Raw genomic sequence first — 23332 nt, forward strand, 5'->3', positions numbered from 1 at the left:
GCGCTCCCCCTGTCGGTCCTCCCGCCTTCCCTGAAAGGGACCAGGAGCCATGCGCAGAATCAGAGCCGCCGTCACGGGTGCCGTCACCCTCTCCCTCGTGCTCACCGCGACCGCCTGTGGCGGCGGCGGGGAGGACGGCGGCGGCCAGGCGACGAAGACCCTCACCTACTGGGCCTCCAACCAGGGCTCCAGCCTGGAGGTCGACAAGAAGGTCCTCCAGCCCGAGCTGGACGAGTTCGAGCGGCGCACCGGCATCACGGTGAAGCTGGAGGTGATCCCGTGGTCCGACCTCCTCAACCGGATCCTCACGGCCACCACCTCCGGCCAGGGCCCGGACGTCCTCAACATCGGCAACACCTGGAGCGCCTCCCTCCAGGCCACCGGCGCCCTCCTCCCCTGGGACGCCGAGAACCTCGACGCCATCGGCGGCAAGGACCGCTTCGTCGACTCCGCCCTCGGCTCCACCGGCGTGCCCGGCCAGGACCCGGCCGCCGTCCCGCTCTACTCGATGGCCTACGCCCTCTACTACAACAAGCAGCTGTTCAAGGACGCCGGCATAGCCAAGCCGCCGACGACCTGGGACGAGGTGGTCGCCGCGGGCAAGAAGCTCGGCGAGAAGGGCAAGAACGGCATCGGCGTCGAGGGCTCCAACCTCTCCAACAACATCCACCAGGTCTTCGTCCTCGGCAAGCAGCACGGCGCCGACTTCTTCACCGCCGACGGCAAGCCCGACTTCACCTCCGACGGAGCCGTCGCCGCCGTCAAGCAGTACGTCGACCTCATGGCCACCCACAAGATCGTCGCCCCGGGCAACGCCGAGTACGCCCAGAACCAGTCCCTGAGCGACTTCGCCAAGGACAAGACGGGCATGGTCCTCTGGCAGACCCCGTCGCAGACCTTCGCCTCCCAGGGCATGAGCGAGGACGAGTGGGGCGTCGTCCCCGCCCCCGTCCCCTCGGGCAAGCCGGGCACCGGCACCGCCACCAACTCGATGGTCGCCGGCATCAACATGGCCGTCTTCAAGAACACCAAGAACCTCGACGGCGCCCTGAAGTTCGTGAAGTTCATGACCAGCGACGAGGAGCAGATCGCCCTCAACAAGACCTACGGCTCCGTGCCGCCGGTCAAGACCGCCCAGAAGGACAAGGCCTTCTCCGGCCCGTCCCTCGCCGTCATCCGCGACACCCTCGCCACCAGCGCCGCCGCCCTCCCGCAGGTCCCGGAGGAGTCGCAGTTCGAGACCGTCGTCGGCACCGCCGTCAAGGAGCTCTTCGCCGACGCCGCCGCCGGCCGGCCGGTCACCACCGAGTCCGTCAAGGCCAGGCTCGACAAGGCCCAGCAGCAGATGCCGAAGAAGTAGGCGCCGGTACCATGACCCAGACCGCCGTCACCCCCGCACGGGAGCCGGCGGTGCGCAAGGCCACACCCGGAGGGGCGCGCACCGCACGCCGCTCCGGGCGTCGCCGTCTCGCACTGCCCTACCTGCTGCTCCTGCCCGCCCTGCTCCTCGAACTCCTGGTGCACCTCGTGCCGATGCTCATGGGCATCGCCATGAGCTTCAAGGAACTCACGCAGTTCTACATCCGCGACTGGGCCACCGCTCCCTGGTCGGGACCGGACAACTTCTCGGTCGCGCTCGACTTCGACGCGGCCGTCGGGAAGTCGCTCCTGAAGTCCTTCCTGACGACCTGCCAGTTCACCGTGCTCTCCGTCGGCCTGTGCTGGCTCCTCGGCACGGCCGCCGCGGTCCTCCTCCAGGAGAAGTTCCGCGGCCGGGGCGTCCTGCGCACCCTCTTCCTCGTGCCGTACGCCCTGCCGGTCTACGCCGCCGTCATCACCTGGGCGTTCATGTTCCAGCGCGACAACGGCGTCATCAACCACCTCCTCCACGACCAGCTCGGCATCGGCGACAGCCCCGCCTTCTGGCTCATCGGGGACAACAGCTTCTGGGCCCTGCTCGTCGTCTCCGTCTGGAAGGGCTGGCCCTTCGCCTTCCTCACCGTGATGGCCGGCCTCCAGAACATCCCCCGGGAGATGTACGAGGCCGCCTCCCTCGACGGGGCCGGCGTCTGGAAGCAGATCCGGCACATCACCCTGCCGTCCCTGCGCTCCGTCAACCAGGTCCTCGTCCTGGTCCTCTTCCTGTGGACCTTCAACGACTTCAACACGCCGTTCGTCCTCTTCGGCGAGGCGGCACCGGAAGCCGCGGACCTCATCTCGCTCCACATCTACCAGTCGTCCTTCCAGACGTGGAACTTCGGCACCGGCTCGGCCATGTCCGTGCTCCTGCTGCTCTTCCTCCTCCTCGTCACGGGCGTCTACCTCCTGCTCACCACCCGCGGAAGGAAGACCTCCGATGTCTGACGCCGCCCACGCCCGCACGGCCCGGCCGCGCTCCCCGATGGCCCCGCCCCGCTCCTTCCTCTGGACCCGGCGGATCGTCCTCACCCTCCTCACCGGCTTCGTCCTGCTGCCGGTGTACGTGATGGTCTCCAGCTCCCTGAAGCCGCTGGAGGACGTGTCGGGCACGTTCGAGTGGATCCCTTCCGGGCTCACCGTCGCGCCCTACTTCGACATCTGGGAGACGGTTCCCCTCGCCGACTACTTCGTGAACTCGATCGTGGTCGCGGGAGGGGCCACGGTCCTGTCGGTGATCGTCGCGATCTTCGCCGCCTACGCCGTCAGCCGCTACACCTTCCGCGGCAAGCGGGTCTTCACCGTCACCGTCCTGTCGACGCAGATGTTCCCCGGCATCCTCTTCCTGCTGCCGCTCTTCCTCATCTACGTCAACCTCGGCAACGCCACCGGCATCGCGCTGTTCGGCTCCCGCGAGGGTCTGATCCTCACCTATCTGACCTTCTCGCTGCCGTTCTCCATCTGGATGCTCACCGGATACTTCGACTCGATCCCGCGCGAGCTGGACGAGGCGGCCAAGGTCGACGGCTGCGGCCCGGTCAAGGCGCTGTTCCGGGTGATCGTGCCCGCCGCCCGCCCCGGCATCGTCGCCGTCGCGATCTACGCCTTCATGACGGCCTGGGGCGAGGTCCTCTTCGCCTCCGTCATGACCAACGACACCACCCGCACGCTCGCCGTCGGCCTCCAGGGCTACGCGACCCTCAACGACGTCTACTGGAACCAGGTGATGGCCGCCTCCCTCGTGGTGAGCGTCCCCGTCGTCGTCGGGTTCCTCCTCCTCCAGCGCTACCTCGTCGCCGGCCTCACCGCGGGTGCGGTCAAGTGACGTCCTCCCAGCCCCGTACCGCAGAAAGGCACCCCGTGTCCGACCCCATCGACGCGCCCCTCGACCTGGCGGCCTTCCCGCCCTCCTTCGCCTGGGGCACGGCCACCTCCGCCTACCAGATCGAGGGAGCCGTCGCCGAGGACGGCCGCGCCCCCTCCATCTGGGACACCTTCTCCCGCGTCCCCGGCGCGATCGACAACGGCGACAACGGCGACACGGCCTGCGACCACTACCACCGCTGGCCCGAGGACATCGCCCTGATGAAGGAGCTCGGCACCGACGCCTACCGGATGTCGATCGCCTGGCCCCGCGTCGTCCCCGGCGGCGACGGGCCCGTCAACGCCGCCGGACTCGACTTCTACGACCGGCTCGTCGACGGCCTCCTCGACGCCGGCATCACCCCCTCCGTCACCCTCTACCACTGGGACCTGCCGCAGGCCCTCCAGGACCGGGGCGGCTGGACCTCCCGCGAGACCGCCGAACACCTCGCCGCCTACGCCTCCGTCGTCGCGGACCGGCTCGGCGACCGCGTCACCCGCTGGGCCACCCTCAACGAACCCCTCTGCTCCGGCTGGATCGGCCACCTGGAGGGCCGGATGGCGCCGGGCCTCACCGACCTGACGGCCGCCGTCCGCGCCTCGTACCACCTCCTCCTCGGCCACGGCCTCACCACGGCCGCGATCCGGGCCGCCGCGCCCGGCGCCCGCGTCGGCCTGGTCACCAACCACTCCACGGTCACGCCCGCCTCCGGACGCCCCGAGGACCTCGCCGCCGCCGCCCGCATGGACGGACACAGCAACCGCTGGTGGCTCGACCCGGTGTACGGGCGCGGCTTCCCCGCCGACATGCGCGAGCTGTACGGCGTCGAACTCCCCGAGCGGCCCGGCGACCTGGAGACCATCGCCGCCCCCCTCGACTGGCACGGCCTCAACTACTACTTCCCGGTGACCGTCGCCGACGACCCCGAGGGCCCCGTCCCGTACGCCCGCGAGGTCCGCCTCCCCGAGGTGCCCCGCACCGGCATGGACTGGCAGATCGAGGCGGCGGGCCTGGAGAGCCTGCTGCTGCGGCTCACCGAGGAGTACGGCGTCCGCGAGCTGTACGTCACCGAGAACGGCTCCGCCTTCCCGGACGCCACCGGCCCCGACGGCGCCGTCCACGACCCCGACCGCACCCGCTACCTGGAGCAGCACCTCGCGGCCTGCGCGAGCGCCGTCCGCAAGGGCGCCCCGCTCGCCGGCTACTACGCCTGGTCGCTCCTGGACAATTTCGAGTGGGCCTACGGCTACGACAAGCGCTTCGGCCTCGTCCACGTCGACTACGCCACCCAGAAGCGCACCGTGAAGACCAGCGGCCGCCGCTACGCCGAACTCATCCGCGCCCACCGCGACCTGCGAGGCTGACCCACCACCGACCGCCCGGAAGGCCGCCCCTGCCGTCAGGGGGGCGGTCTTCCGGGCCGGCCCGGCCCTCCGGGGTCAGGCCGACTCCCGTACGACCAGGACCGGTTCGAAGACCCTCGAACCGGTCTCCGGCGTGCCCGCGTCCAGGCGGGCCAGGAGCAGCCGGGTCATCGCCGAGGCCATCTCCTCCACCGGCTGCCGCACGGTCGTCAGCGGGGGAGCGGCCGCCCGCGCCGCCACCGAGTCGTCGAAGCCGATCACCGCCACCCGGTCGGGGACCGCCACGCCCCGCTCCGCGAGGAAGCGGCAGGCGCCCCGCGCCATGAGGTCGTTCGCCGCGAAGACCCCGTCGATCCCCGGGTCGCGCCGCCACAGCCGGGCCATCGCCTCCCGGCCGCTCTCCTCGGTGAAGAGCCCGTGCTCGACCGGCACGTCCGTCACGCCCCGGGCCGTGAGCGCCGCCGTGAAGCCGTCGAGCCGTGCGCGCGCGGCCGGGGCCGTCACGGGCGCCGCGATCGTCGCGGGGCGCCGCCGCCCGGACGTCCACAGGCGCTCGGCGGCCAGCCGGGCGCCCGCCGCGTTGTCCAGGTCCACCCAGCCGTAGCCGACGCCGGCGCCGGGGCTGCCGAAGAGCACCGTCGGGAGTCCGGCCGCGACGAGCATCCCGGGCAGCGGGTCGTCCTCGTCGAGCGGCACCACCAGGGCGCCGTCGGCCCCGCCGCGCCGCAGGTAGTCGACCAGCTGCGCCCGGGCCGGCTCGGACTCCGCGACCAGCAGCACGGGTTGCACGGCGCGCTCGCGGAGCACGGGGAGGACGCCGTCGACGACCCGTCCGAAGAAGGGGTCGGAGAAGAGCCGGGCGGTGAACGAGCCGCCCGTCGCCGACAGCACCAGGGCGACGGCGCCGGTGCGCCGGGTCACCAGGGAGCGGGCGGCCTGGTTCGGCGTGTATCCGGTGCGGTCGATGGCCTCGCGTACCGCCCGCTGGATCTCCGGAGCCACGTTCCGCACGCCGTTGACCACCCGGGACACGGTCGCGCGCGACACCCCCGCCTCGCGCGCGACGTCCTCAAGGGTGGGTCCTCGATTCCCCATCCACGCACTTTATCGGTGCGGTCCGTCCGGTGGTCGGCACGGAGGCGCTCCCCGGCCCCCCTCGGCGATCGATGCTTAATGCAAGTCAAAAGAAAAGTCGTGTCGTATGGCTTGACCGTCAACTCCGGGGCCGTGCAAGGTTTCGGGAGAGCGCTCTCCCACGTGTCCGCCATGTATCACCGAGGAGACTTATGTCCTCCGTTGGGTCCCCGCCGGCTCGCCGGCGCCCCACCCCCACACTCCGCCGCTCCACGGCCGGCGCCCTCGTCGCCGCCCTGGCCGGCACCCTGCTCGCGGTCGTCCCCACGACCGCGGCCCAGGCCGCCGAGGCCCTCCTCTCCCAGGGGAAGACGGCCACCGCCTCCTCCCTCGAAGGGGCCGTCTTCCCCGCCTCCGCCGCCGTCGACGGCGACCTCGGCACCCGCTGGGCCAGCCAGTGGCAGGACCCCCAGTGGCTCCAGGTCGACCTCGGCACCAGCCGGCAGCTCAGCCGGGCCGTCCTCACCTGGGAGGCCGCCTACGGCAAGAGCTACGAGATCCAGGCCTCCGACAACGGCACCGACTGGCGCACCGTCACCGCCGTCTCCGCCGGCGACGGCGGCACCGACGAGGTCGCCCTCTCCGGCTCCGGGCGCTACGTCCGCCTGAACGGCCTGACCCGCGCCACCGGATACGGCTACTCCCTCTGGGAGTTCCAGGTGTACGGCTCCACCGACGGCACCGGCCCGACGCTGCCCGGCGGCGGCGACCTCGGCCCCAACGTGCACGTCTACGACCCCTCCACGCCCGGCCTCCAGGCCAAGCTGGACGCCGTCTTCCAGGAGCAGGAGTCCGCCCAGTTCGGCGCGGGCCGCCACGCCTTCCTCCTCAAGCCCGGCACGTACGACGGCCTCAACGCCCAGCTCGGCTTCTACACTCAGATCGCCGGCCTCGGCGTCCGTCCCGGCGACACCAGCATCAACGGCGACGTCACCGTCGACGCCGGCTGGTTCAACGGCAACGCCACCCAGAACTTCTGGCGCGGAGCCGAGGGCCTCACCCTCAACCCGGTCAACGGCACCGACCGCTGGGCCGTCTCCCAGGCCTCCTCCTTCCGCCGCATGCACGTCAAGGGCAACCTCAACCTCGCCCCGAACGGCTACGGCTGGGCCTCCGGCGGCTACATCGCCGACTCAAAGATCGACGGCCAGGTCGGCAACTACTCGCAGCAGCAGTGGTACACCCGCGACAGCACGATCGGCGGCTGGTCCAACAGCGTCTGGAACCAGACCTTCTCCGGCACCGAGGGCGCGCCCGCGACCTCCTTCCCCGAGCCGCGCTACACCACCCTGGACACCACCCCGATCTCGCGCGAGAAGCCGTACCTGATCTGGGAGGACAACCAGTACAAGGTCTTCTCCCCGGCCAAGCGGACCAACGCCCGCGGCACCACCTGGGCCAACGGCACCCCGCAGGGCGAGAAGATCCCGCTGAGCCAGTTCTACGTCGTCAAGCCCGGCACCACCGCCGCGACCATGAACCAGGCCGTCCAGCAGGGCCTGCACCTGCTCTTCACGCCCGGCGTCTACCACGTCGACCGGCCGATCGAGATCAACCGCGCCAACACGATCGTCCTCGGCCTCGGCCTCGCCACGGTCATCCCGGACAACGGCGTCGCCGCCATGAAGGTCGCCGACGTCGACGGCGTCCGCCTCGCCGGCTTCCTCATCGACGCGGGCCCGGTCAACTCGCCGGTCCTCCTGGAGCTCGGCCCGCAGAACTCCGCCGCCGACCACGCCGCCAACCCGACGACCGTCCAGGACGTCTACATCCGCGTCGGCGGCGCCGGCCCCGGCAAGGCCACCACCAGCATGGCCGTCCACAGCGACGACGTCGTCGTCGACCACACCTGGGTCTGGCGCGCCGACCACGGTGACGGGGTCGGCTGGGAGACCAACCGCGCCGACTACGGCGTCCGCGTGTACGGCGACGACGTCCTCGCCACCGGCCTCTTCGTCGAGCACTTCAACAAGTACGACGTCGAGTGGTACGGCGAGCGCGGCCGCACCATCTTCTACCAGAACGAGAAGGCGTACGACGCCCCGAACCAGGCCGCCATCCAGAACGGCGCCACCAAGGGCTACGCCGCCTACCGCGTCGACGACTCGGTGAACACCCACGAGGCGTGGGGACTCGGCAGCTACTGCAACTACAACGTGGACCCGACCATCGTCCAGGACCACGGCTTCAAGGCGCCCGTCAAGCCCGGGGTGAAGTTCCACAGCCTCCTGGTGGTGTCCCTCGGCGGCATGGGCCACTACAACCACGTCATCAACGACACCGGGGCCTCCACCATCCCCGCCGGCACCTCGACCGTGCCCTCCACCGTCGTCAGCTTCCCGTGACGACCCGCCGGGGTGCGGCGCCCGCCGCCGCGCCCCGGCCCTCCCGCCCCTTCCGGGCGGCGATCCGTCCCGCTGCGCCGCCCGGAAGGCACATCCTCTTCCCCCCCTCGCGCCCGTAAGGGAGCCGTCATGCCCGCGCACACCACCGCCGGACCCGTCCGGCCGATCCGCCCCCACACCCGCACCGCCGCCTCGATCGTCTCGCTCGGCGCCCTGCTCGCCGGCTCGCTGACCGCGCTCACCGCCGCCCCCGCCTCCGCCGCCGAGGCCCTGCTCTCCCAGGGCAGGACGGCCACCGCCTCCTCCACCGAGGGCGCCGGCTTCCCCGCCTCCGCCGCCGTCGACGGCGACCCCGGCACCCGCTGGGCCAGCCAGTGGACCGACGGCCAGTGGATCCAGGTCGACCTCGGCCGCACCGCCACCGTCAGCCGGATCGTGCTGAACTGGGAGGCCGCCCACGCCACCGCGTACGACATCCAGCTCTCCGACGACGGCACGGACTGGCGGACCGTGAAGTCCGTGACCGGCTCCGACGGCGGCACCGACGAGATCGCCGTCTCCGGCACCGGTCGCCACGTCCGCCTCCAGGGCGTCACCCGCGCCGGCGGATACGGCCTCTCCCTCTGGGAGTTCAAGGTGTACGGCGAGGAGGGCGGCACCCCGCCCCAGTCCGGCGGCGCCGTCCGCGTCACCGGAAGCCAGGGGAACTGGCAGCTGACCGTCGGCGGACAGCCCTACACCGTGAAGGGCGTCACCTGGGGCCCGGCCGTCGCCGACGCCGGGCGCTACATGCCCGACGTGAAGTCGCTGGGCGTCAACACCATCCGCACCTGGGGCACCGACGGCTCCACCAAGCCGCTCCTCGACGCGGCCGCCGCCCAGGGCATCCGCGTCATGAACGGCTTCTGGCTCCAGCCCGGCGGCGGCCCCGGCTCCGGCGGCTGCGCCGACTACGTCAACGACACGACGTACAAGACGAACATGCTGAACGAGTTCGCCAAGTGGGTCCAGGAGTACAAGTCCCACCCCGCCACCCTCATGTGGAACGTCGGCAACGAATCCGTCCTCGGCCTCCAGAACTGCTACTCCGGCACCCAGCTCGAAGACCAGCGCAACGCCTACACGAGCTTCGTCAACGACGTCGCCAAGAAGATCCACACCATCGACCCCGACCACCCCGTCACCTCCACCGACGCGTGGACCGGCGCCTGGCCCTACTACAAGCGCAACGCCCCCGACCTCGACCTGTACTCGATGAACGCCTACGGCGACATGTGCGGCGTCCGCGAGGACTGGGAGCAGGGCGGCTACACCAAGCCGTACCTCATCACCGAGACCGGCCCGGCGGGGGAGTGGGAGACCCCGAAGGACGCCAACGGCGTCGCCGACGAGCCCACCGACGTGCAGAAGGCCGAGGGCTACACCCGCGCCTGGAACTGCGTCACCGGCCACCAGGGCGTCGCGCTCGGCGCCACGGTCTTCCACTACGGCACCGAGCACGACTTCGGCGGCGTCTGGTTCAACCTCCTGCCCGACGGCCTCAAGCGGCTCTCCTACTACGCCCTCAAGAAGGCGTACACGGGCAGCACCGCCGGCGACAACACCCCGCCCGTCATCTCGAACATGACCGTCACCCCGTCCGGATCCGCCCCGGCCGGCGGCGAGTTCACGATCCGCGCCGACGTCCGCGACCCCGACGGCGACGCCGTCACCACCAAGGTCTTCCTCAGCGGCAACTACGCCAACGGCGACAAGCGGCTCCTCGAAACACCCCACCGCCGCAACGCCGACGGCTCCCTCACCGTCACCGCCCCCGAGAAGCTCGGCGTGTGGAAGGTGTACGTCCAGGCCGAGGACGGCCGCGGCAACGCCGGCATCGAGACGAAGTCGATGAAGGTCGTCGCCCCGCCCGTCAGCGGCACGAACATCGCCCAGGGCCGGCCCGCCACCGCCTCCTCCTTCCAGGCGTCCTACGGCGACTGCCCCTGCCCGGCCGGCAACGCCACCGACGGCAACCCGAACACCCGCTGGGCCAGCGACTGGGCCGACCCCCAGTGGATCCAGGTCGACCTCGGCTCCGTCCGCGCCTTCTCCCGCCTCCAGCTCGTCTGGGACCCGGCCTACGCCCGCGCCTACGAGGTCCAGGTCTCCGACGACGGCCAGAACTGGCGCACGATCCACACCCAGACCGCCGGCAACGGTGACATCGACACCATCGAGGCAGCGGCCACCGCCCGCCACGTCCGCCTGCACCTGACCGCACGCGGCACCGGCTGGGGCTACTCCCTCCACGAGTTCGGCGTCTACAGCTGACCGGCCCGCACCACCCCTTCCTCCCACCCCACTGAGGAGATCCCCATGAGATCGAGTCCGAAGCGGCTCTCCGTACTCCTCGTCAGTACGGCCCTCATCGCCGGCGCCCTCGGCATCGGCACGATGGCCCAGGCCACCGACCCGGCCGTCGGCATCCCGCCCGCCGTCGCCGCGGCCGAGAACCACGTCGGGCACCAGATGGCCGCCTCCACCCAGGCGTCGGGCGACGACGCCGACGGGGACGGATACATCCCCGCCGTCCCGCCGGTCACCGGCGTCACCCCGTCCACGGACACCCCGCCCCCGGCCTACCACCACGAGTTCCAGGCCGGCTGCTCCGTCACCCACACCGCGCCGGACGACCCGATCGTCTACCCCGGCCAGTTCGGCAAGTCCCACGACCACACGTTCATGGGCAACACCTCGACGAACGCCGCCAGCACCACCGCCTCCCTCTACGGAGGCGCCACCACCTGCAAGGCGCCGGCGGACGCCTCGGCGTACTGGATGCCCTCGCTGTACAAGGGCGACCAGAAGATCCTGCCCGTCGGCCCGCAGGTCATCTACTACAAGGCCGGCGTCACCGACTACCGCAGCGTGCGTCCCTTCCCCAAGGGGCTGCGGTTCGTCGTCGGCAAGCCGACCCAGACCGAGCAGGAGTTCCGCGCCCACAAGGGCTTCGTCGAGGGCTGGGAATGCGGTGACAGCTTCTTCAACACCGACATCCCGGCGAACTGCCCGGCCCGGCCCGACGTGCAGCTCAACCTCCGCATGCAGGCCCCCAGCTGCTGGAACGGCCTGCACCTCGACACCCCCGACCACCAGAGCCACATGGCGTACCCCGTCGTGAAGCCCGGCACCAACGACAACATGTGCCCTGCGTCCCACCCGGTCGCCCTGCCGATGATCGAGTTCAAGATGGCCTGGCCGGTGAACGGCGACATGAGCCAGGTCCGCCTGGCCAGCGGCCGCGGCTACTCCTTCCACTACGACTTCTTCAACGCGTGGGAGGAGCGCACCCTCAAGGCCCTGGTCGACCACTGCATCAACGGCGGTCTCCAGTGCGACACCCGGGGCTTCGACCTGTACCGCCCCGAGCGCGGCACGGTGCTGAACGCCGACCACGTCCTGCCCTGACCCCCTTCCACCCCGTACGGGGCGGCCCGGACGCCCGTCGCGGCGCCCGGGCCGCCCCCGTACCCCTGCCACCGGAGAGCACGCCCATGACCGCCGACGCCCGCTTCCCCGCCGACGACGCCCTGATCGCCCGCCTCCCGCCCGGCTTCCGCATCGGCGCCGCCACCTCCGCCTACCAGATCGAGGGCGCGGTGGCCGAGGACGGCCGGACCCCCTCCATCTGGGACACCTTCTGCCGCGTGCCCGGCGCGATCGACAACGGCGACACCGGCGACACCGCCTGCGACCACTACCACCGCATGCCCGAGGACGTCGCGCTCATGGCGGACCTCGGACTCGACACGTACCGCTTCTCCGTCTCCTGGCCGCGCGTCCAGCCCGGCGGGCGCGGCCCGGCCAACGCGAAGGGACTCGCCTTCTACGACCGGCTCGTCGACGAACTCCTCGGCCGGGGCATCACCCCCTGGCTCACTCTCTACCACTGGGACCTGCCCCAGGAGCTCCAGGACGCCGGCGGCTGGCCCGCCCGCGACACCGCCCACCGCTTCGCCGACTACGCCGCGCTCGTCCACGACCGGCTCGGCGACCGCGTCACCCACTGGACCACCCTCAACGAGCCGTTCTGCTCGGCGGTCCTCGGGCACGTCGAGGGCGTCCACGCGCCCGGCGGACGCTCCCTCGCCGACGGCGTCGCCGCCGTGCACCACCTGCACCTCGCCCACGGCCTCGCCGCCCGGAGACTGCGCGCCGACGCCCGGCACCCGCTCGACCTCGCCGTCACCCACCTGCTCGGCACCAGCGCCCCCGCCGGCGACGGCCCCGCCGACCATGAGGCCGCCCGCCGCGCCGACGCCTTCGGCTTCCGCTTCTACCTCGACCCGATCCTGCGGGGCCGCTACCCCGACGACCTGATCGCCGACCTCGCGGCGCACGGCGTCGAGATCCCGGTCCGCGACGGCGACCTCGCCGCCATCGCCACCCCCATCGACACCCTGGGCGTCAACTACTACCGCTCGATGCGGAGTTCGGGAACCGACGAGCACGGCGCCGGCACCGACGCCCAGGGCCGCCCCGTCACCCGGGGCCTCCCGCACGGCGGGCTGCCCGTCACCGGGCTCGGCTGGGAGGTCATGCCCCACGACCTCACCGCCCTGCTGCTGCGGATCGCCCGCGACTACCCCGGCACCCCCATGGTCGTCACCGAGAACGGCGCCGCCTACGACGACGTCCCCGACGCCGACGGACACGTCGACGACCGCGACCGCACCGCCTACCTCTCCGCCCACCTGGCCGCCGTCGCCCGCGCCCGCGAGGCCGGCGCCGACGTCCGCGGCTACCTCGCCTGGTCGCTCCTCGACAACTTCGAGTGGGCGTACGGCTACGCCCAGCGCTTCGGACTCGTCCGCGTCGACTACCCGACCCAGACGCGCACGCCCAAGCGCAGCGCCCACTGGCTGCGCGACACGGCCCGCCGGGTGCGCGGCACGCCCGGAGCGGAATTGCGGGCGGTCACGGCGGGGCGGACGATGGGGGCAGGGGGCTGAAGGAGTGACGTCATGGCCGAAGAGCAGGGCGACCCGCTCGCCGCCTGGACCGCACGACTGCTCGGCCTCGGTGCCGGGATCTCCGCGGAGGACGCCAGGTCGTTCGTCCGCGACCTCTACACCCACGCCCAGGCCGACCTCGACGAGGAACGCGCCGTGGCCGAGGCCGCCCGCGAGGAGTAGCGGCGCGGGGAGTCAGGCGCGCAGCGCCCGCGTCAGGACGAGCGCGCCGGAGACCGGCACGCCGATCGAGAACACGCCGATCACCAGGAGTTCCACCGGGCCGATCCCGCCGCCGGCGAGGAACAGCCCGCCGAGGAGCAGCAGCACCGGTACGGCCACGGCCGTGGCCGTACCGATCCGCTTGTGTCGGGCGTCCCACAGCGGCGTCTTCCACAGCAGCGCGAGCCCGATCGCGAGGACCAGGGTGCCCGCGTAGGGGGAGCCCAGGATCAGCAGCCCGCCGAGGGCGGGCAGGGCCGCGATGATCCGGGCGGCCTGACGGCCGGCGAGCGGCCCGGCCTGCGCGGCGGTGGCCGCGGGGGCCGGGGTCCCCTCCTCGGCGAGCGCGGAGGCGGCGACCGTGCGGGGCTCGCCCAGTCCGGCGAGGACGGCGCGGACCGCGTCGTCGTCGTGGGCCTCGCTCACCTCGATGTGCTCGCGGAGGTCCGCCAGGAGTTCGGCCCGGCGCTCGGCGGGGAGTCCGGCGGTCTCGCGGGCCACGGCGTCGAGGTAGGCCGCGACGAGCGGGTGGTCGATGGCGTTCATGTGGTGTCCCCCTGCGGGTCGTTGAGGAAATGGTCGACGGCGTCCCGGAAGTGCGGCCACGCCCCGGCGAACTCGGCGAGCGCGGTCCGGCCGAGGGCCGTCAGCGCGTAGTAGCGGCGCGGCGGCCCGCTGGGGGACTCGCGCAGCTCGGTGTCGACGAAACCCTCCCGCCGCAGCCGCGAGAGGAGGGGGTAGATCGTGCCCTGGCTGGTGGTCATCACGCTGACCGAGGCGAGCTCGGCGAGGAGTTCGACCCCGTACTTCGGCTCGTCCCTGAGCAGCGCGAGGACGCAGTGCTCGAGCACGCCCTTGCGGAGCTGGCTGGGGACCCTCCCCCCGGCGTCGTCGTTCTTTGCGTTACCAGGAACCATGCAATGCAAGATACTGCCGCGAGGCGTCGCCGACAAGCCACCACCCGACGGGAACCGGCCGCTCCGGCCGGACGTGTTACGGGGGACGGCGCCGAGACGAGGGGAGACGTGGTGACCGCGAACGCGACCAGGATCGACGGGGACACACTGGTGCTGGGGGACGGGGTGCGGGTCCGCTTCGTGCGGACGCTGCGGCTCCCGGAGAACGGCACCCACCGGCTGCCGCCGGGCCTCGGCACCTTTCCGCTACGCCGGGTCGAGGACTACCCCGACACCGTGCCCGAGCAGTGGCTGGCCAAGGGCGGCGTGATGCTGCCGGTCTACCTCCGCGAGGCGATGTGGCTGAGTTTCGCCGGCAGCCCGGAGCCCACCGCGCTCCAGATCGGCGTCGGCAAGGTCTGCGCCGTCTCCGGCGAGAAGTGGACCGGCAAGCTCTCCCGCCGCCCGCAGAACTACGTGGTGCTGCCCCGCCAGCCGTGGCTCGACGGCATCAACTCCGGCAAGGGCACGGTGCGCCAGTTCGTCGCGGTTCCGCTCGGCATGGGCGCGACCGTCGAGGGCCAGGTCACCGGCGAGGAGACCGTCGGCGGCCTCCAGCTCCAGGCCTTCCCGCTCAACCCGGAGCTCCGCGCCGCCTGGCGCGCGGAGCAGCGGCGCCTCGCCGAGGAGCGGGCCCGCCGGCTCGCGGCCTCGCCCCCGTCCCCGCCGTCGTACGGCGGCTACGGCGGCCCGCCGCCGATGCCGATGGCCGCCCCCGCGGGCCCGCCGCCCGCCGGCGCGGCCATGGGCATCGGCGCCGGCGGCACCATGCGGCAGGAGGTCTACAAGGACGACCGCGCCTCCCGCGACTGGTCGGACACCCCCGAGGCCCGCGTCTTCGTCCACCTGGTGACGCCCCCCGAGTGGCGCCGCATCACCGGCGAGGAGCCCCCGCCGTCGCCCGCCGACCGCGCCGCCTACACCCGCGCGGGCCTCCCCTGGTACGACTACGACGACCCCGACGGCACCGACCTCGCTCCGTCCGGCACCCTCGCCGACGTGAAGCCGGTGGGCGAGTGGCTGGGCGACGACCTCGACCCGTGGACCCCGCCGGCCCCGTGGCAGGTCAAGCCGCTCGGCCCGCCGCCGCCCCCGCCGGGCGCCCCGGTCGCCGACGGCGACTGGTGAACCCGCCGGGCGGGCCCCGGCACGGGACGGCCGCGCCGGCCGCCGCGTAACGGGACCCGCCCGCACGGCCCCGGGCCCGGCACGGTACGAATCGTTCCGTGAACGACACGTCCCGCCCCGCCGCCGCCCCCGCCGCCATCCGCGTCTTCATCGCCCTGGCGCCGCCCGACGACGCCAAGGACGAGCTCGCCCGGGCGCTGGCGCCGGCCTACGCGGCGCACCCCGGGATGCGCTGGAACCGGATCGAGGACTGGCACATCACCCTCGCCTTCCTCGGCGAGCTGCCGGTGACGGTCGTGCCCCGGCTGCGCGCTCCGCTCGCGGAGCTCGCGGCGGAGCGCGGGCCGCTGGAGCTCTCGCTCCGCGGGGGCGGGCAGTTCGACTCCCGCGTCCTGTGGAGCGGGATCGCGGGCGACGTCCCCGGCCTGCACCGGCTCGCCGACGACGTGCGGGGACTCGTCAAGGAGGCCGGGATCGCCTACGAGGGACGTCCGCTGCGGCCGCACCTGACGCTGGCCCGGGCCCGTCGCGGCGACCTCGCCGGCGTGCCGGAGGCGGCCGGGGTGCTCGACGGCTTCGAGGGCCGCGCGTGGCCGACCGCGCGGCTCCACCTCGTCGGCAGCGACGACGCCCGCGGGCCCGCCCCGGTCCGCTACCGGGACATCGAGTCCTGGCCGTTCACCGGAACGGGGCCCGGCGCCGGAACCCGGACCGGAACCGGCGCCTGACGCGCTGTCAGGGGGCGGTGATCAGCCGGCTCAGCCGCGTCGCGAGCCACGGCCGGGGTCCGCCGGCCCGCATCCGGCCCAGCGCGATCGCCTTCCAGATCGGCAGCCGGCCGAAGGAGACGAGCAGGAACGCCGTCGGCGACGCCACGATCCGGCAGTCGTACGCGCGCGGCCCCGCGTCCCGGGTGACGGTGGCCGCCCCGTCCCGCACGTCGACGGCGAGCCGCGGACCGCCCTTGAGGACCAGGTCGAAGGCGATCCGCGCGTCCTTCGCCCGCTCCGGGTCGAGCGCGAGCGGCATCATCGTCACCATCGCCTGCCCGATCACCAGCGAGGCCTCCGCCGGGGAGATCGTCCACGGCCGGCGCGCGCCCCGGGCGATGTCGAGCCCGTGCACGAGCGTCTCGCTGAGCATCAGCCCGGTCGCCGCCGCGAGCGGGACGGTCCGCCCCGGCCCGTACCAGGGCGCGGGGACCGGCGTGTCGGGCGCGAGCCCCGCCGAGTCCCGCAGGTAGGCGGCGCTCCGCTCGGCGAGGATCGCGCCCAGGCGCTTGCGCTCCTCCCCGGCGATGAGCCCGATGGACAGCGCGTTCACGGCGGCGATCCGCTCCCCGAACGTCGCCCCCTCCCGGCCCGTGAGCAGCCCGTCCCAGTCGATACCCCCGTCGTCGGTGACGGCGGAGCGGTACGCGAGGTACACGGCGGCGAGGTGCGCGCCGACGTCCCCCACGGACCACACCGGCACCCCGGACGGCACCTCCCAGGCCTCGATCCCGTCGGCCAGGTCCACGAGGCGCCCGACCGCGCCCTCCAGCGCGGCCCGCGTCCGCTCGTGCTCGGCCACCGGATCGAACGTCGTGACGACACCCATGTGTTTCCCCCAAGGCTGTGGACGGCCCCGCACGTTACCGTCGGGTAGCTCCGGGCGACAGACCCCCGCGCATCACGAACCGGACACCCCGGGGCCTCCGGCGGGCCGGTCGGCTCCCCGTCAGCCCAGCGCGCCGCCGATCAGGGCGAGCGCCCCGGCCCCTGACACCGCGAGGACACCCGTGCGGGCGGCGGCCGGCGCGATCCGGGGGGCCAGCGCCATCCCGGCGGCCGCGCCGCAGACGAGCGCCGCCACGGCCGGCCAGGACGGCGGGACGAATCCGAGGACGGCGGCGGTGGCCACGTTCTGGATGAGGAAGAAGGCGTGCAGGGTGGCCCGGGACTCGTGCCCGGGCCAGCCCGCGTTCGCCGCGTAGAGGCCGATCGGCGGGCCGCCGACCCCGCCGAGCACGTTGAGCCCGGCGCTCGCCAGCCCGGCGCACCACGCGCCCGCCGGCCGCCGCAGGAACGGCGAGCGCACGCCCCGGGCCAGCAGCGCCACCCCGACGAGGACCGCGCAGCCGGTGGCGACCGCCAGGACCCGGGTGTCCACTCCGCGCAGCAGCCACGCCGCCACCGGCATCCCGAGCAGCGCCGGGACGAGCAGCCGCCCGGCGTCCCGGAGGCGGGCGTGCCGCCGGCCCCGGGACAGCGGCAGCAGCGAGGCGAGCACGGCGAGCAGCAGCACCGTCGGGACGCCCCGCTGCGGCCCGAGGAGCGCCACCAGCGCCGGGGCCGCCACCAGCGAGAACCCCATCCCGGTCGCCGCCTGCGCGAACGCGCCCACCGCCACGGCCGCGACCGCGAGCACCTCCATCCCGGTCACGCGGCGGGGTCCAGGGTGTAGCGCCGCTGGAACCGGAGGGCCACCGCCATCAGCACCGCCGGCAGCACGGTGAAGCCGGCGAGCTGCGCGCCCAGCGCCGTACCGGACTGCGCGACCGGCTCGGCCTCCGTGCTCGCCGCGAAACCGCCGAGCGCCAGCACCGCCGAGTACAGGTACGGCCCGACCGCCGTGCCCGTCGCCTCCGTCGCCGTCCACACCCCGGTGTACGCCCCCGCCTTCGACGAACCCGCCGCCTCCGCCGCCGCGACCGCGTCTGGCACCATCGAGAACGCGAAGAGCTGGAGCCCCGCGAAGGCCACGCCCATCACCATCACCACCACGGCCGTCAGGATGACACCGGCCGTCCCGCCGAGCGAGGCCCCCGGCAGCAGCGCCAACGAGCCCGCCGCGAACACCGCCTGCGACAGCAGCAGCCCGCGCTGCTTCCCGAACCGCCGCGACCACGCCGTCCACAGCGGGCTCGCGAACAGCGCCGGAGCGAGGAACAGCCCCATGAACAGCGCCGTCAGCCGGGTGTCGTCGAAGACGTACGCCGTCATGTACGGCAGCGCCGCCAGGAACAGGTGCGTCGTCGTGCCGGTGAAGAGGTACGACACCACCAGCGCCCGGTAGTCCCGGTCCCGCCACGCCACCCGCAGGTCCGCCAGGGCCGCGTGCCCGGCCCGCCCGTCCGGCACCCGGAAGCCGCACGCCCCGGTGAGGCGCCGCACCCCGACCAGCGCCACCGCGGCCGACACCCCCATCACCGCCGCGAGCGGCAGCGCCATTCGCGCGTAGTCGCCCCGCCCGCCGGCCGCGACCAGGGCGGGCGCGGCCACCCCGGCCCCCAGCAGCCCCAGCGTCAGCAGCACCATCCGGAACATGAAGACCCGGGTCCGCTCGTGATAGCCGACCCGCAGATCCGAAGGGGTCGTCAGATACGGCACCTGGAAACCCGCGAAGAGCAGGTTCCCCACCATGAACCAGCCGCCCACCCAGAGCGCCGCCGGCGCCCCGGACAGCGCCGCCGGCACGCTGAACATCGCCGCCATCGCCATCCCGAGCAGCAGCCCGGCGCGCATCATCCGGCGGCGGTGCCCGAGACGCCGCGCCTCCCGGTCGGACCGCGAACCCAGCAGCGGATGCACGACGACGTCCACCACCTTCGGCAGCAGCAGCGTCAGACCCGCCAGGAAGGCCGGCACCCCGAGGACGTCGGTGAGGAAGTAGAGCAGCAGCAGACCGGGCACGGTCACCCACACGCCCATGCCGACCGATCCGGAGGCGTACAGCGCGAGCGTCCCCCGGCCGGCGCGCGCCAGGGGCGGGGACCCGGCCGGGGCGGTCACGGCCGGCCCCCGTGCCGCTCCACCACTCCCGCCGCGAGCGCCGCGCCCGCGAAGGCGCCGCCCGCCGCCCGCGCGGCCAGCGTCCGCGCCACGATCCGGTCGGTGAGCGACGGCAGGTGCCGGGCGAGGAAGAACTCCACCGCGCCCTTCCGCGTCGTCGTCACGTCCCGCCGCGCCCGCACCGCCAGGACCGTCCGCTCCAGCGCGTCGACCACGCCCTCCAGCGGCTCGTACACGCTCATCCCCTCCAGCGAGAGCCCCGCCGCCCGCGTCGAGTCGTGGATGGGGCTGCGCACCGCGGACGGGTACACACAGCTGACCGACACGTGCGTGCCGAGCTCCAGGCGCAGCGCGTCGGCGTAGGCCACCATCGCCCGCTTCGACGCGCCGTACGCGGCGGCCAGCGGCAGCTGCATCACCGCCATCCGGGAGGCCACCATCACGACCCGGCCGCGCGCCGCGACCAGCGCACCGACGCACGCCGCCGTCACCCGCCAGGTGCCGAGCAGATTGAGCTCCAGCTGGCGCCGGACCTCGTCCCCGGGCGCGTACTCGGCGGGCGCGGGCCCGCCGGTCCCGGCGTTGTTCACCAGCACGTCGAGCCCGCCGAGGAGCTCCAGCGCCTCGGCGACGGCCGACGCCACCGAGGCGTCGTCGGTGACGTCGCAGCCGATCACCGGGAACGGCTCGTCACCCGTCGGCCGCAGATCGAGCCCGACGACCCGCGCACCGGCCCGGACGAGCCGCTCGCCGAGCGCGCGCCCGATGGTGCCCGAGGCGCCGGTGACGAGGACGCGCCGGCCGCGCGGCGAGTGGAGCCCGCGGGGAAGGGAGAGGGAGGTCATGCGGAAGCCTGCGCCTTCGTGGCCGGGGTGTGGACGGCGGCGCCGCGGGCGGCCCGGCGGACCCCCGCCCGGAGCTCGCGGGGCAGCGCGGCGACGTACCGGTCGAAGTCGACCCGCATCATCGGCCGCCGGTTCCCCCACCGCCGCACGGCGGCGGCGCGGGCGCGCGCGACGGCCGCCCGCCGCTCCGCGGGCGACGGCAGGGCGTACCGGCCGCCGAGGCAGGCGGCGGCGAGCCTGGCCTGCGCCTCGACGACGGGCAGCGCCGCGCCGGTGGACTGCATCAGTCCGACGAACGCGAGCGTCGGCTCGTCGAGGTGGAAGACCCGCTGGTAGAGGGGGAGTTCCTCGGGGTCGTCGCCGGTCCACTCGGGGCCGAGGAAGGGGAGGGTGACGCGGTAGCCGGTCGCCCACACGACGGTGTCGACGGGCTCGGCGGAGCCGTCGGTGAAGACCACCCGGCCGCCGTCGAGCCGTTCGACGCCCGGCCGGGCGACGACCTCGCCGTGGGTGAGCCGGTGCAGGATCGTGTCGCTGATCGTCGGATGGTCCTGGAAGAGCCCCTCGGCGGGGCGCGGCAGCCCGTACCGCTCGGGCGTGCCCACCGCGAGCCGCAGCACCGTCTGCGCGACGGTCTGCCGCAGCCGCCAGGGCAGCACGGCGAGCGCGCCGCCGGTCGCGTCGGCGGGCCGTCCGAAGAGGTACTTGGGGACGATGTGGGTGCCGCGCCGGGCCGACAGCAGCACCGGCCCCTCGGAGACGTACGAGGCGTCGACGGCGAGGTCCATGGCCGAGTTGCCCATGCCGACGACGAGCACCCGCCGCCCGGCGAAGACCTCGGGGCTCCGGTAGTCGTGCGCGTGCATCTGGACCCCGTCGAAGGACCCGGGGTAGGCGGGCGAGGGCCACTTCGGGTCCCGGTTGTGGCCGTTGGCGACGACCACGGCGTCGTACGCCTCCGTGACACCGCCGGCGGTCACCTCCCAGTGCGCCCCCGCCCGCCGCACGGAGGTGACCTCGGCGCCGAACCGGGTGCGGGCCGTGACCCCGAACGTGTCGGCGTACTCGGCGAGGTATTCCGCGACGAGCGCGGCCGACGGGTAGTCCGGCCACCGCTCCGGCATGGGGAAGTCGGCGAACTGGGTCCGGCCCTTGCTGGTGTTGAGGTGCAGGCTGTCGTACGCGGGGGACCCGCCGGCCCCCGCGCCGTCGCCCGCCCACAGGCCGCCGGGGCGCGAGCCCCGCTCCAGTACGGTGACGTCCAGCCCCTCGTCGAGCAGCGCCTTGGCCGCGGCGAGTCCCGCCGCCCCGGCGCCGACGACGGCCACCCTCGTCGAGCCGCCGCCCGTACCGGTGCTTCCTCCCCTGCCCATGGACATGCCCATGAGAGCGCCCTCCCTTCCTTCGAGGGCGCTCATTCAATCGAATGATGGAGAGCCGCGCAATCGTCTCTGACCTGCTCTTTTCTTCTCCAACAGCTGATTGAACGGCTGCGGACACGTACGGTAGCCTCGGGCGCATGAGCAGCCAGCCCGACGACGGCCACAGCCGCGAACGCATCCTGGCGGCCGCCACCCGGCTGTTCGCCGAGCGCGGTTACGACGCCACCAGCACGCGCGCGATCGGCGAGGCCGTCGGCCTCAACATCGCCACGGTCGCCTACCACGTCGGCGCCAAGCCCGAGCTGTACCGGGCCGTGATGCGCCGCGCCCACCTGGCCCAGCGGGAGGCCGTCACAGCAGCCCTGCACCGGCTGTCCGCGTGCGGCCCGACGCCGGAGGAGACCCGCGCGGCGCTCCTCGGCTTCGTCGACTCCTACCTGTCCTTCTGTCTCGACCACCCCGAGGTCCCGGCCCTGTGGACGCGCCGCTGGCTCGCGGAGGGCGGCGAACTCGCCGAGATCGAGACCGAGTTCGCCGGCCCGCTGGTGGCCGAGGTCGCCGCCGCCGTCCGCACGGTCCTCGACCGCGCCGGTCTCGGCGCGGGAGCCGACGTCGAGCTGCTGGTCTTCACCGTCGTGTGGACCGCGCACTCCTTCGGCCAGGCCGGCGTCCTCGACGCCTCGGGCCGCCGCCGGGGCGCCCACGACCTGCCCACGCTCGACCGCTTCCGCCGCCATCTGCACGCCGTCGTGACCGGCGTCCTGGACCGGCCGGCCTGACCGGCCGGCCGGACCGGCCGCAGGCGCGGGCTCAGCGGACGGCGGCGAGCAGCCCGGCGATCTCCGCGAAGCCGCGCCGCTCGGCGTGCCGCAGCGGGGTGACGCCGTCGTGGTCCGGGAGGTGCGGGGCGGCCCCCGCGCTGATCAGCAGCTCCACGATCTCCTGGTGCGCGGGGCCGCCGTCGCCGAGGATCACCGCCTCCAACAGGGCGGTCCAGCCGAGCCTGTTGACGTGGTCGACGTCGGTGTCGGTGGCGCGGAGCACGGCCCGTACGTAGTCGACGTGGCCGCGTTCGGCGGCCGGGATGAGGCTGGTGCCGCCGAAGCGGTTGGTGAGCGTGACGTCGGGGGCGGGGCGGGCCGTGAGCAGCACCCGCATCATCGGGACGCTTCCGGTGACGCCGGTGACCAGCCACGGGGTGTCCTCGCGGTCGTCCCGGGCGTTCGGGTCGGCGCCGGCGGCGACCAGCGCCGCGGCGGCCGTGACCCGGTCCTCGGCCGCGGCGAGCAGCAGCGCGGTGCGGTCGTGCTCGTCGCGGTGCTCGATCCCCGCGCCGCCGGCGAGCGCCTCGCGCACGGCGTCGGCGTCGTCGGCGCGTACGGCGGCCCGGAGGGCGAGGTCGGCGGCGGTCATGGGGTTCCTCCTCGGGAAGGGCGGGCGGCGCAGCGCGTGCGCGGCGGTCCTGATGCCCGTCCGCACGGCCACCGCGAACCCGGCCCGGACCCCGGCACGGAGCCGGGCGGGGTCGAGCAGCGGGGGCCGTGCGGGGGTGGGGGTGCGCATCGGTGGCCCGGTGGTGTTACTTGGCGAGGGCGTCGACGCCGGCCTGGGCGAACTTCTGGTCGAGGTCGCCGGAGGGGGCGCCGGCGACGCCGATGCCGGCGATGGGGGCGTTCTTGCTCGTGACGGGGGCGCCGCCGCCGAGGAAGAGGGTGCCGGGGATGTCCTTGAGGTTGGGGGCCTGCTCCAGGCGCTTGACCAGCTCGGTGGTGGGGGCGTTCCAGGAGACGGCGGTGTAGGCCTTCTTCTCGGCGGACTCGTAGGACTGCGGGCCGGCGCCGTCGCCGCGGAGGGTGACGATCGTGTTGCCGTTGCGGTCGACGACGGCGACGGAGACGCGCTGGTTCTC

Annotated in this window: 22 protein-coding genes; 12 read left to right on the plus strand and 10 right to left on the minus strand. The window is 73.7% G+C overall.

Annotated features, from left to right (window positions below; translation table 11 throughout):
- Positions 1-49: 49 nt before the first annotated feature.
- From ABZ621_RS27120 to ABZ621_RS27135, 4 genes are read left to right on the plus strand one after another with little or no spacing between them, the layout of a single operon-like run.
- Positions 50-1360, plus strand: a complete 1311-nt coding sequence (locus ABZ621_RS27120; protein ID WP_360608925.1) for an extracellular solute-binding protein — start codon at positions 50-52, stop codon at positions 1358-1360.
- Between the two features lie 11 nt (positions 1361-1371).
- Complete coding sequence (locus tag ABZ621_RS27125; protein WP_360608927.1) at positions 1372-2364, plus strand: sugar ABC transporter permease; 993 nt, start codon at positions 1372-1374, stop codon at positions 2362-2364.
- The gene (locus tag ABZ621_RS27130; RefSeq protein WP_360608929.1) at positions 2357-3241 is read left to right on the plus strand and encodes a carbohydrate ABC transporter permease; all 885 of its coding nucleotides are present in this window, start codon (positions 2357-2359) and stop codon (positions 3239-3241) included. Before ABZ621_RS27125 ends, ABZ621_RS27130 begins: the two co-directional genes overlap by 8 nt.
- Positions 3242-3288: 47 nt before the next feature.
- Positions 3289-4644: a GH1 family beta-glucosidase gene (locus tag ABZ621_RS27135; RefSeq protein WP_360608991.1), complete on the plus strand. Its 1356-nt coding sequence runs from the start codon at positions 3289-3291 to the stop codon at positions 4642-4644.
- 75 nt (positions 4645-4719) lie between these two features.
- On the opposite strand, the gene ABZ621_RS27140 is transcribed toward ABZ621_RS27135, so the two are convergent.
- Positions 4720-5739 (minus strand): LacI family DNA-binding transcriptional regulator, encoded by a 1020-nt coding sequence (locus ABZ621_RS27140; RefSeq protein WP_360608931.1) that lies wholly within the window; start codon positions 5737-5739, stop codon positions 4720-4722.
- Positions 5740-5930: 191 nt separating this feature from the next.
- Here ABZ621_RS27140 and ABZ621_RS27145 point away from each other — a divergent pair, with 191 nt between their 5' ends.
- The 5 genes from ABZ621_RS27145 (at position 5931) to ABZ621_RS27165 (ending at position 13300) form a co-directional block, all read left to right on the plus strand.
- Entirely contained in the window at positions 5931-8123 is a 2193-nt protein-coding gene (locus ABZ621_RS27145) for a discoidin domain-containing protein (RefSeq protein WP_360608933.1), read from the plus strand.
- 129 nt (positions 8124-8252) lie between these two features.
- Positions 8253-10436, plus strand: coding sequence for a discoidin domain-containing protein (locus tag ABZ621_RS27150; protein ID WP_360608935.1), 2184 nt, complete (start codon positions 8253-8255; stop codon positions 10434-10436).
- A gap of 45 nt (positions 10437-10481) precedes the next feature.
- Positions 10482-11573 (plus strand): DUF1996 domain-containing protein, encoded by a 1092-nt coding sequence (locus ABZ621_RS27155; protein WP_360608937.1) that lies wholly within the window; start codon positions 10482-10484, stop codon positions 11571-11573.
- 86 nt (positions 11574-11659) lie between these two features.
- Positions 11660-13117, plus strand: coding sequence for a GH1 family beta-glucosidase (locus ABZ621_RS27160; protein ID WP_360608939.1), 1458 nt, complete (start codon positions 11660-11662; stop codon positions 13115-13117).
- A gap of 12 nt (positions 13118-13129) precedes the next feature.
- Positions 13130-13300 carry a hypothetical protein gene (locus ABZ621_RS27165; RefSeq protein WP_360608941.1) on the plus strand — a complete coding sequence of 57 codons (171 nt, stop codon included), beginning with the start codon at positions 13130-13132 and terminating at the stop codon, positions 13298-13300.
- Positions 13301-13312: 12 nt separating this feature from the next.
- On the opposite strand, the gene ABZ621_RS27170 is transcribed toward ABZ621_RS27165, so the two are convergent.
- Both ABZ621_RS27170 and ABZ621_RS27175 read right to left on the minus strand, forming a co-directional pair.
- The gene (locus tag ABZ621_RS27170; RefSeq protein ID WP_360608943.1) at positions 13313-13885 is read right to left on the minus strand and encodes a hypothetical protein; all 573 of its coding nucleotides are present in this window, start codon (positions 13883-13885) and stop codon (positions 13313-13315) included.
- Positions 13882-14256, minus strand: a complete 375-nt coding sequence (locus tag ABZ621_RS27175; RefSeq protein WP_360608945.1) for a PadR family transcriptional regulator — start codon at positions 14254-14256, stop codon at positions 13882-13884. The genes ABZ621_RS27170 and ABZ621_RS27175 overlap by 4 nt, the downstream gene beginning before the upstream one ends.
- Before the next feature lie 111 nt (positions 14257-14367).
- Here ABZ621_RS27175 and ABZ621_RS27180 point away from each other — a divergent pair, with 111 nt between their 5' ends.
- Both ABZ621_RS27180 and thpR read left to right on the plus strand, forming a co-directional pair.
- Positions 14368-15423, plus strand: a complete 1056-nt coding sequence (locus ABZ621_RS27180; RefSeq protein WP_360608947.1) for a hypothetical protein — start codon at positions 14368-14370, stop codon at positions 15421-15423.
- A 98-nt stretch (positions 15424-15521) separates the two neighbouring features.
- Positions 15522-16151, plus strand: coding sequence for an RNA 2',3'-cyclic phosphodiesterase (gene thpR, locus ABZ621_RS27185; RefSeq protein WP_360608949.1), 630 nt, complete (start codon positions 15522-15524; stop codon positions 16149-16151).
- 7 nt (positions 16152-16158) lie between these two features.
- Here the strand turns inward: thpR and ABZ621_RS27190 are convergent, their stop codons facing one another.
- The 5 genes from ABZ621_RS27190 to ABZ621_RS27210 all read right to left on the minus strand — a co-directional run bounded on the left by ABZ621_RS27190 (position 16159) and on the right by ABZ621_RS27210 (position 21459).
- A complete protein-coding gene (locus ABZ621_RS27190; protein WP_360608951.1) occupies positions 16159-17022 on the minus strand; it encodes a maleylpyruvate isomerase N-terminal domain-containing protein in 864 nt (287 codons plus the stop codon).
- A gap of 120 nt (positions 17023-17142) precedes the next feature.
- The gene (locus tag ABZ621_RS27195) at positions 17143-17838 is read right to left on the minus strand and encodes a TSUP family transporter (RefSeq protein WP_360608993.1); all 696 of its coding nucleotides are present in this window, start codon (positions 17836-17838) and stop codon (positions 17143-17145) included.
- Positions 17839-17843: 5 nt separating this feature from the next.
- Positions 17844-19196: an MFS transporter gene (locus tag ABZ621_RS27200; protein ID WP_360608953.1), complete on the minus strand. Its 1353-nt coding sequence runs from the start codon at positions 19194-19196 to the stop codon at positions 17844-17846.
- The gene (locus tag ABZ621_RS27205; protein ID WP_360608955.1) at positions 19193-20041 is read right to left on the minus strand and encodes an SDR family NAD(P)-dependent oxidoreductase; all 849 of its coding nucleotides are present in this window, start codon (positions 20039-20041) and stop codon (positions 19193-19195) included. The genes ABZ621_RS27200 and ABZ621_RS27205 overlap by 4 nt, the downstream gene beginning before the upstream one ends.
- Positions 20038-21459, minus strand: coding sequence for an NAD(P)-binding domain-containing protein (locus ABZ621_RS27210; protein WP_360608957.1), 1422 nt, complete (start codon positions 21457-21459; stop codon positions 20038-20040). The genes ABZ621_RS27205 and ABZ621_RS27210 overlap by 4 nt, the downstream gene beginning before the upstream one ends.
- A gap of 101 nt (positions 21460-21560) precedes the next feature.
- Between ABZ621_RS27210 and ABZ621_RS27215 the strand changes: the two genes are divergently transcribed.
- Positions 21561-22202, plus strand: coding sequence for a TetR/AcrR family transcriptional regulator (locus ABZ621_RS27215; RefSeq protein ID WP_360608959.1), 642 nt, complete (start codon positions 21561-21563; stop codon positions 22200-22202).
- Between the two features lie 31 nt (positions 22203-22233).
- Here ABZ621_RS27215 and ABZ621_RS27220 read toward each other — a convergent pair whose 3' ends face one another.
- Together ABZ621_RS27220 and ABZ621_RS27225 are read right to left on the minus strand one after the other, a co-directional pair.
- A complete protein-coding gene (locus ABZ621_RS27220) occupies positions 22234-22836 on the minus strand; it encodes an ankyrin repeat domain-containing protein (RefSeq protein ID WP_360608995.1) in 603 nt (200 codons plus the stop codon).
- A gap of 166 nt (positions 22837-23002) precedes the next feature.
- A partial coding sequence (locus ABZ621_RS27225) for a heme-binding protein (protein WP_360608961.1) occupies positions 23003-23332 on the minus strand: 330 nt, incomplete at its 5' end.

The sequence above is a fragment of the Streptomyces sp. NPDC007863 genome, from assembly GCF_040633895.1.
Classification (GTDB): domain Bacteria; phylum Actinomycetota; class Actinomycetes; order Streptomycetales; family Streptomycetaceae; genus Streptomyces.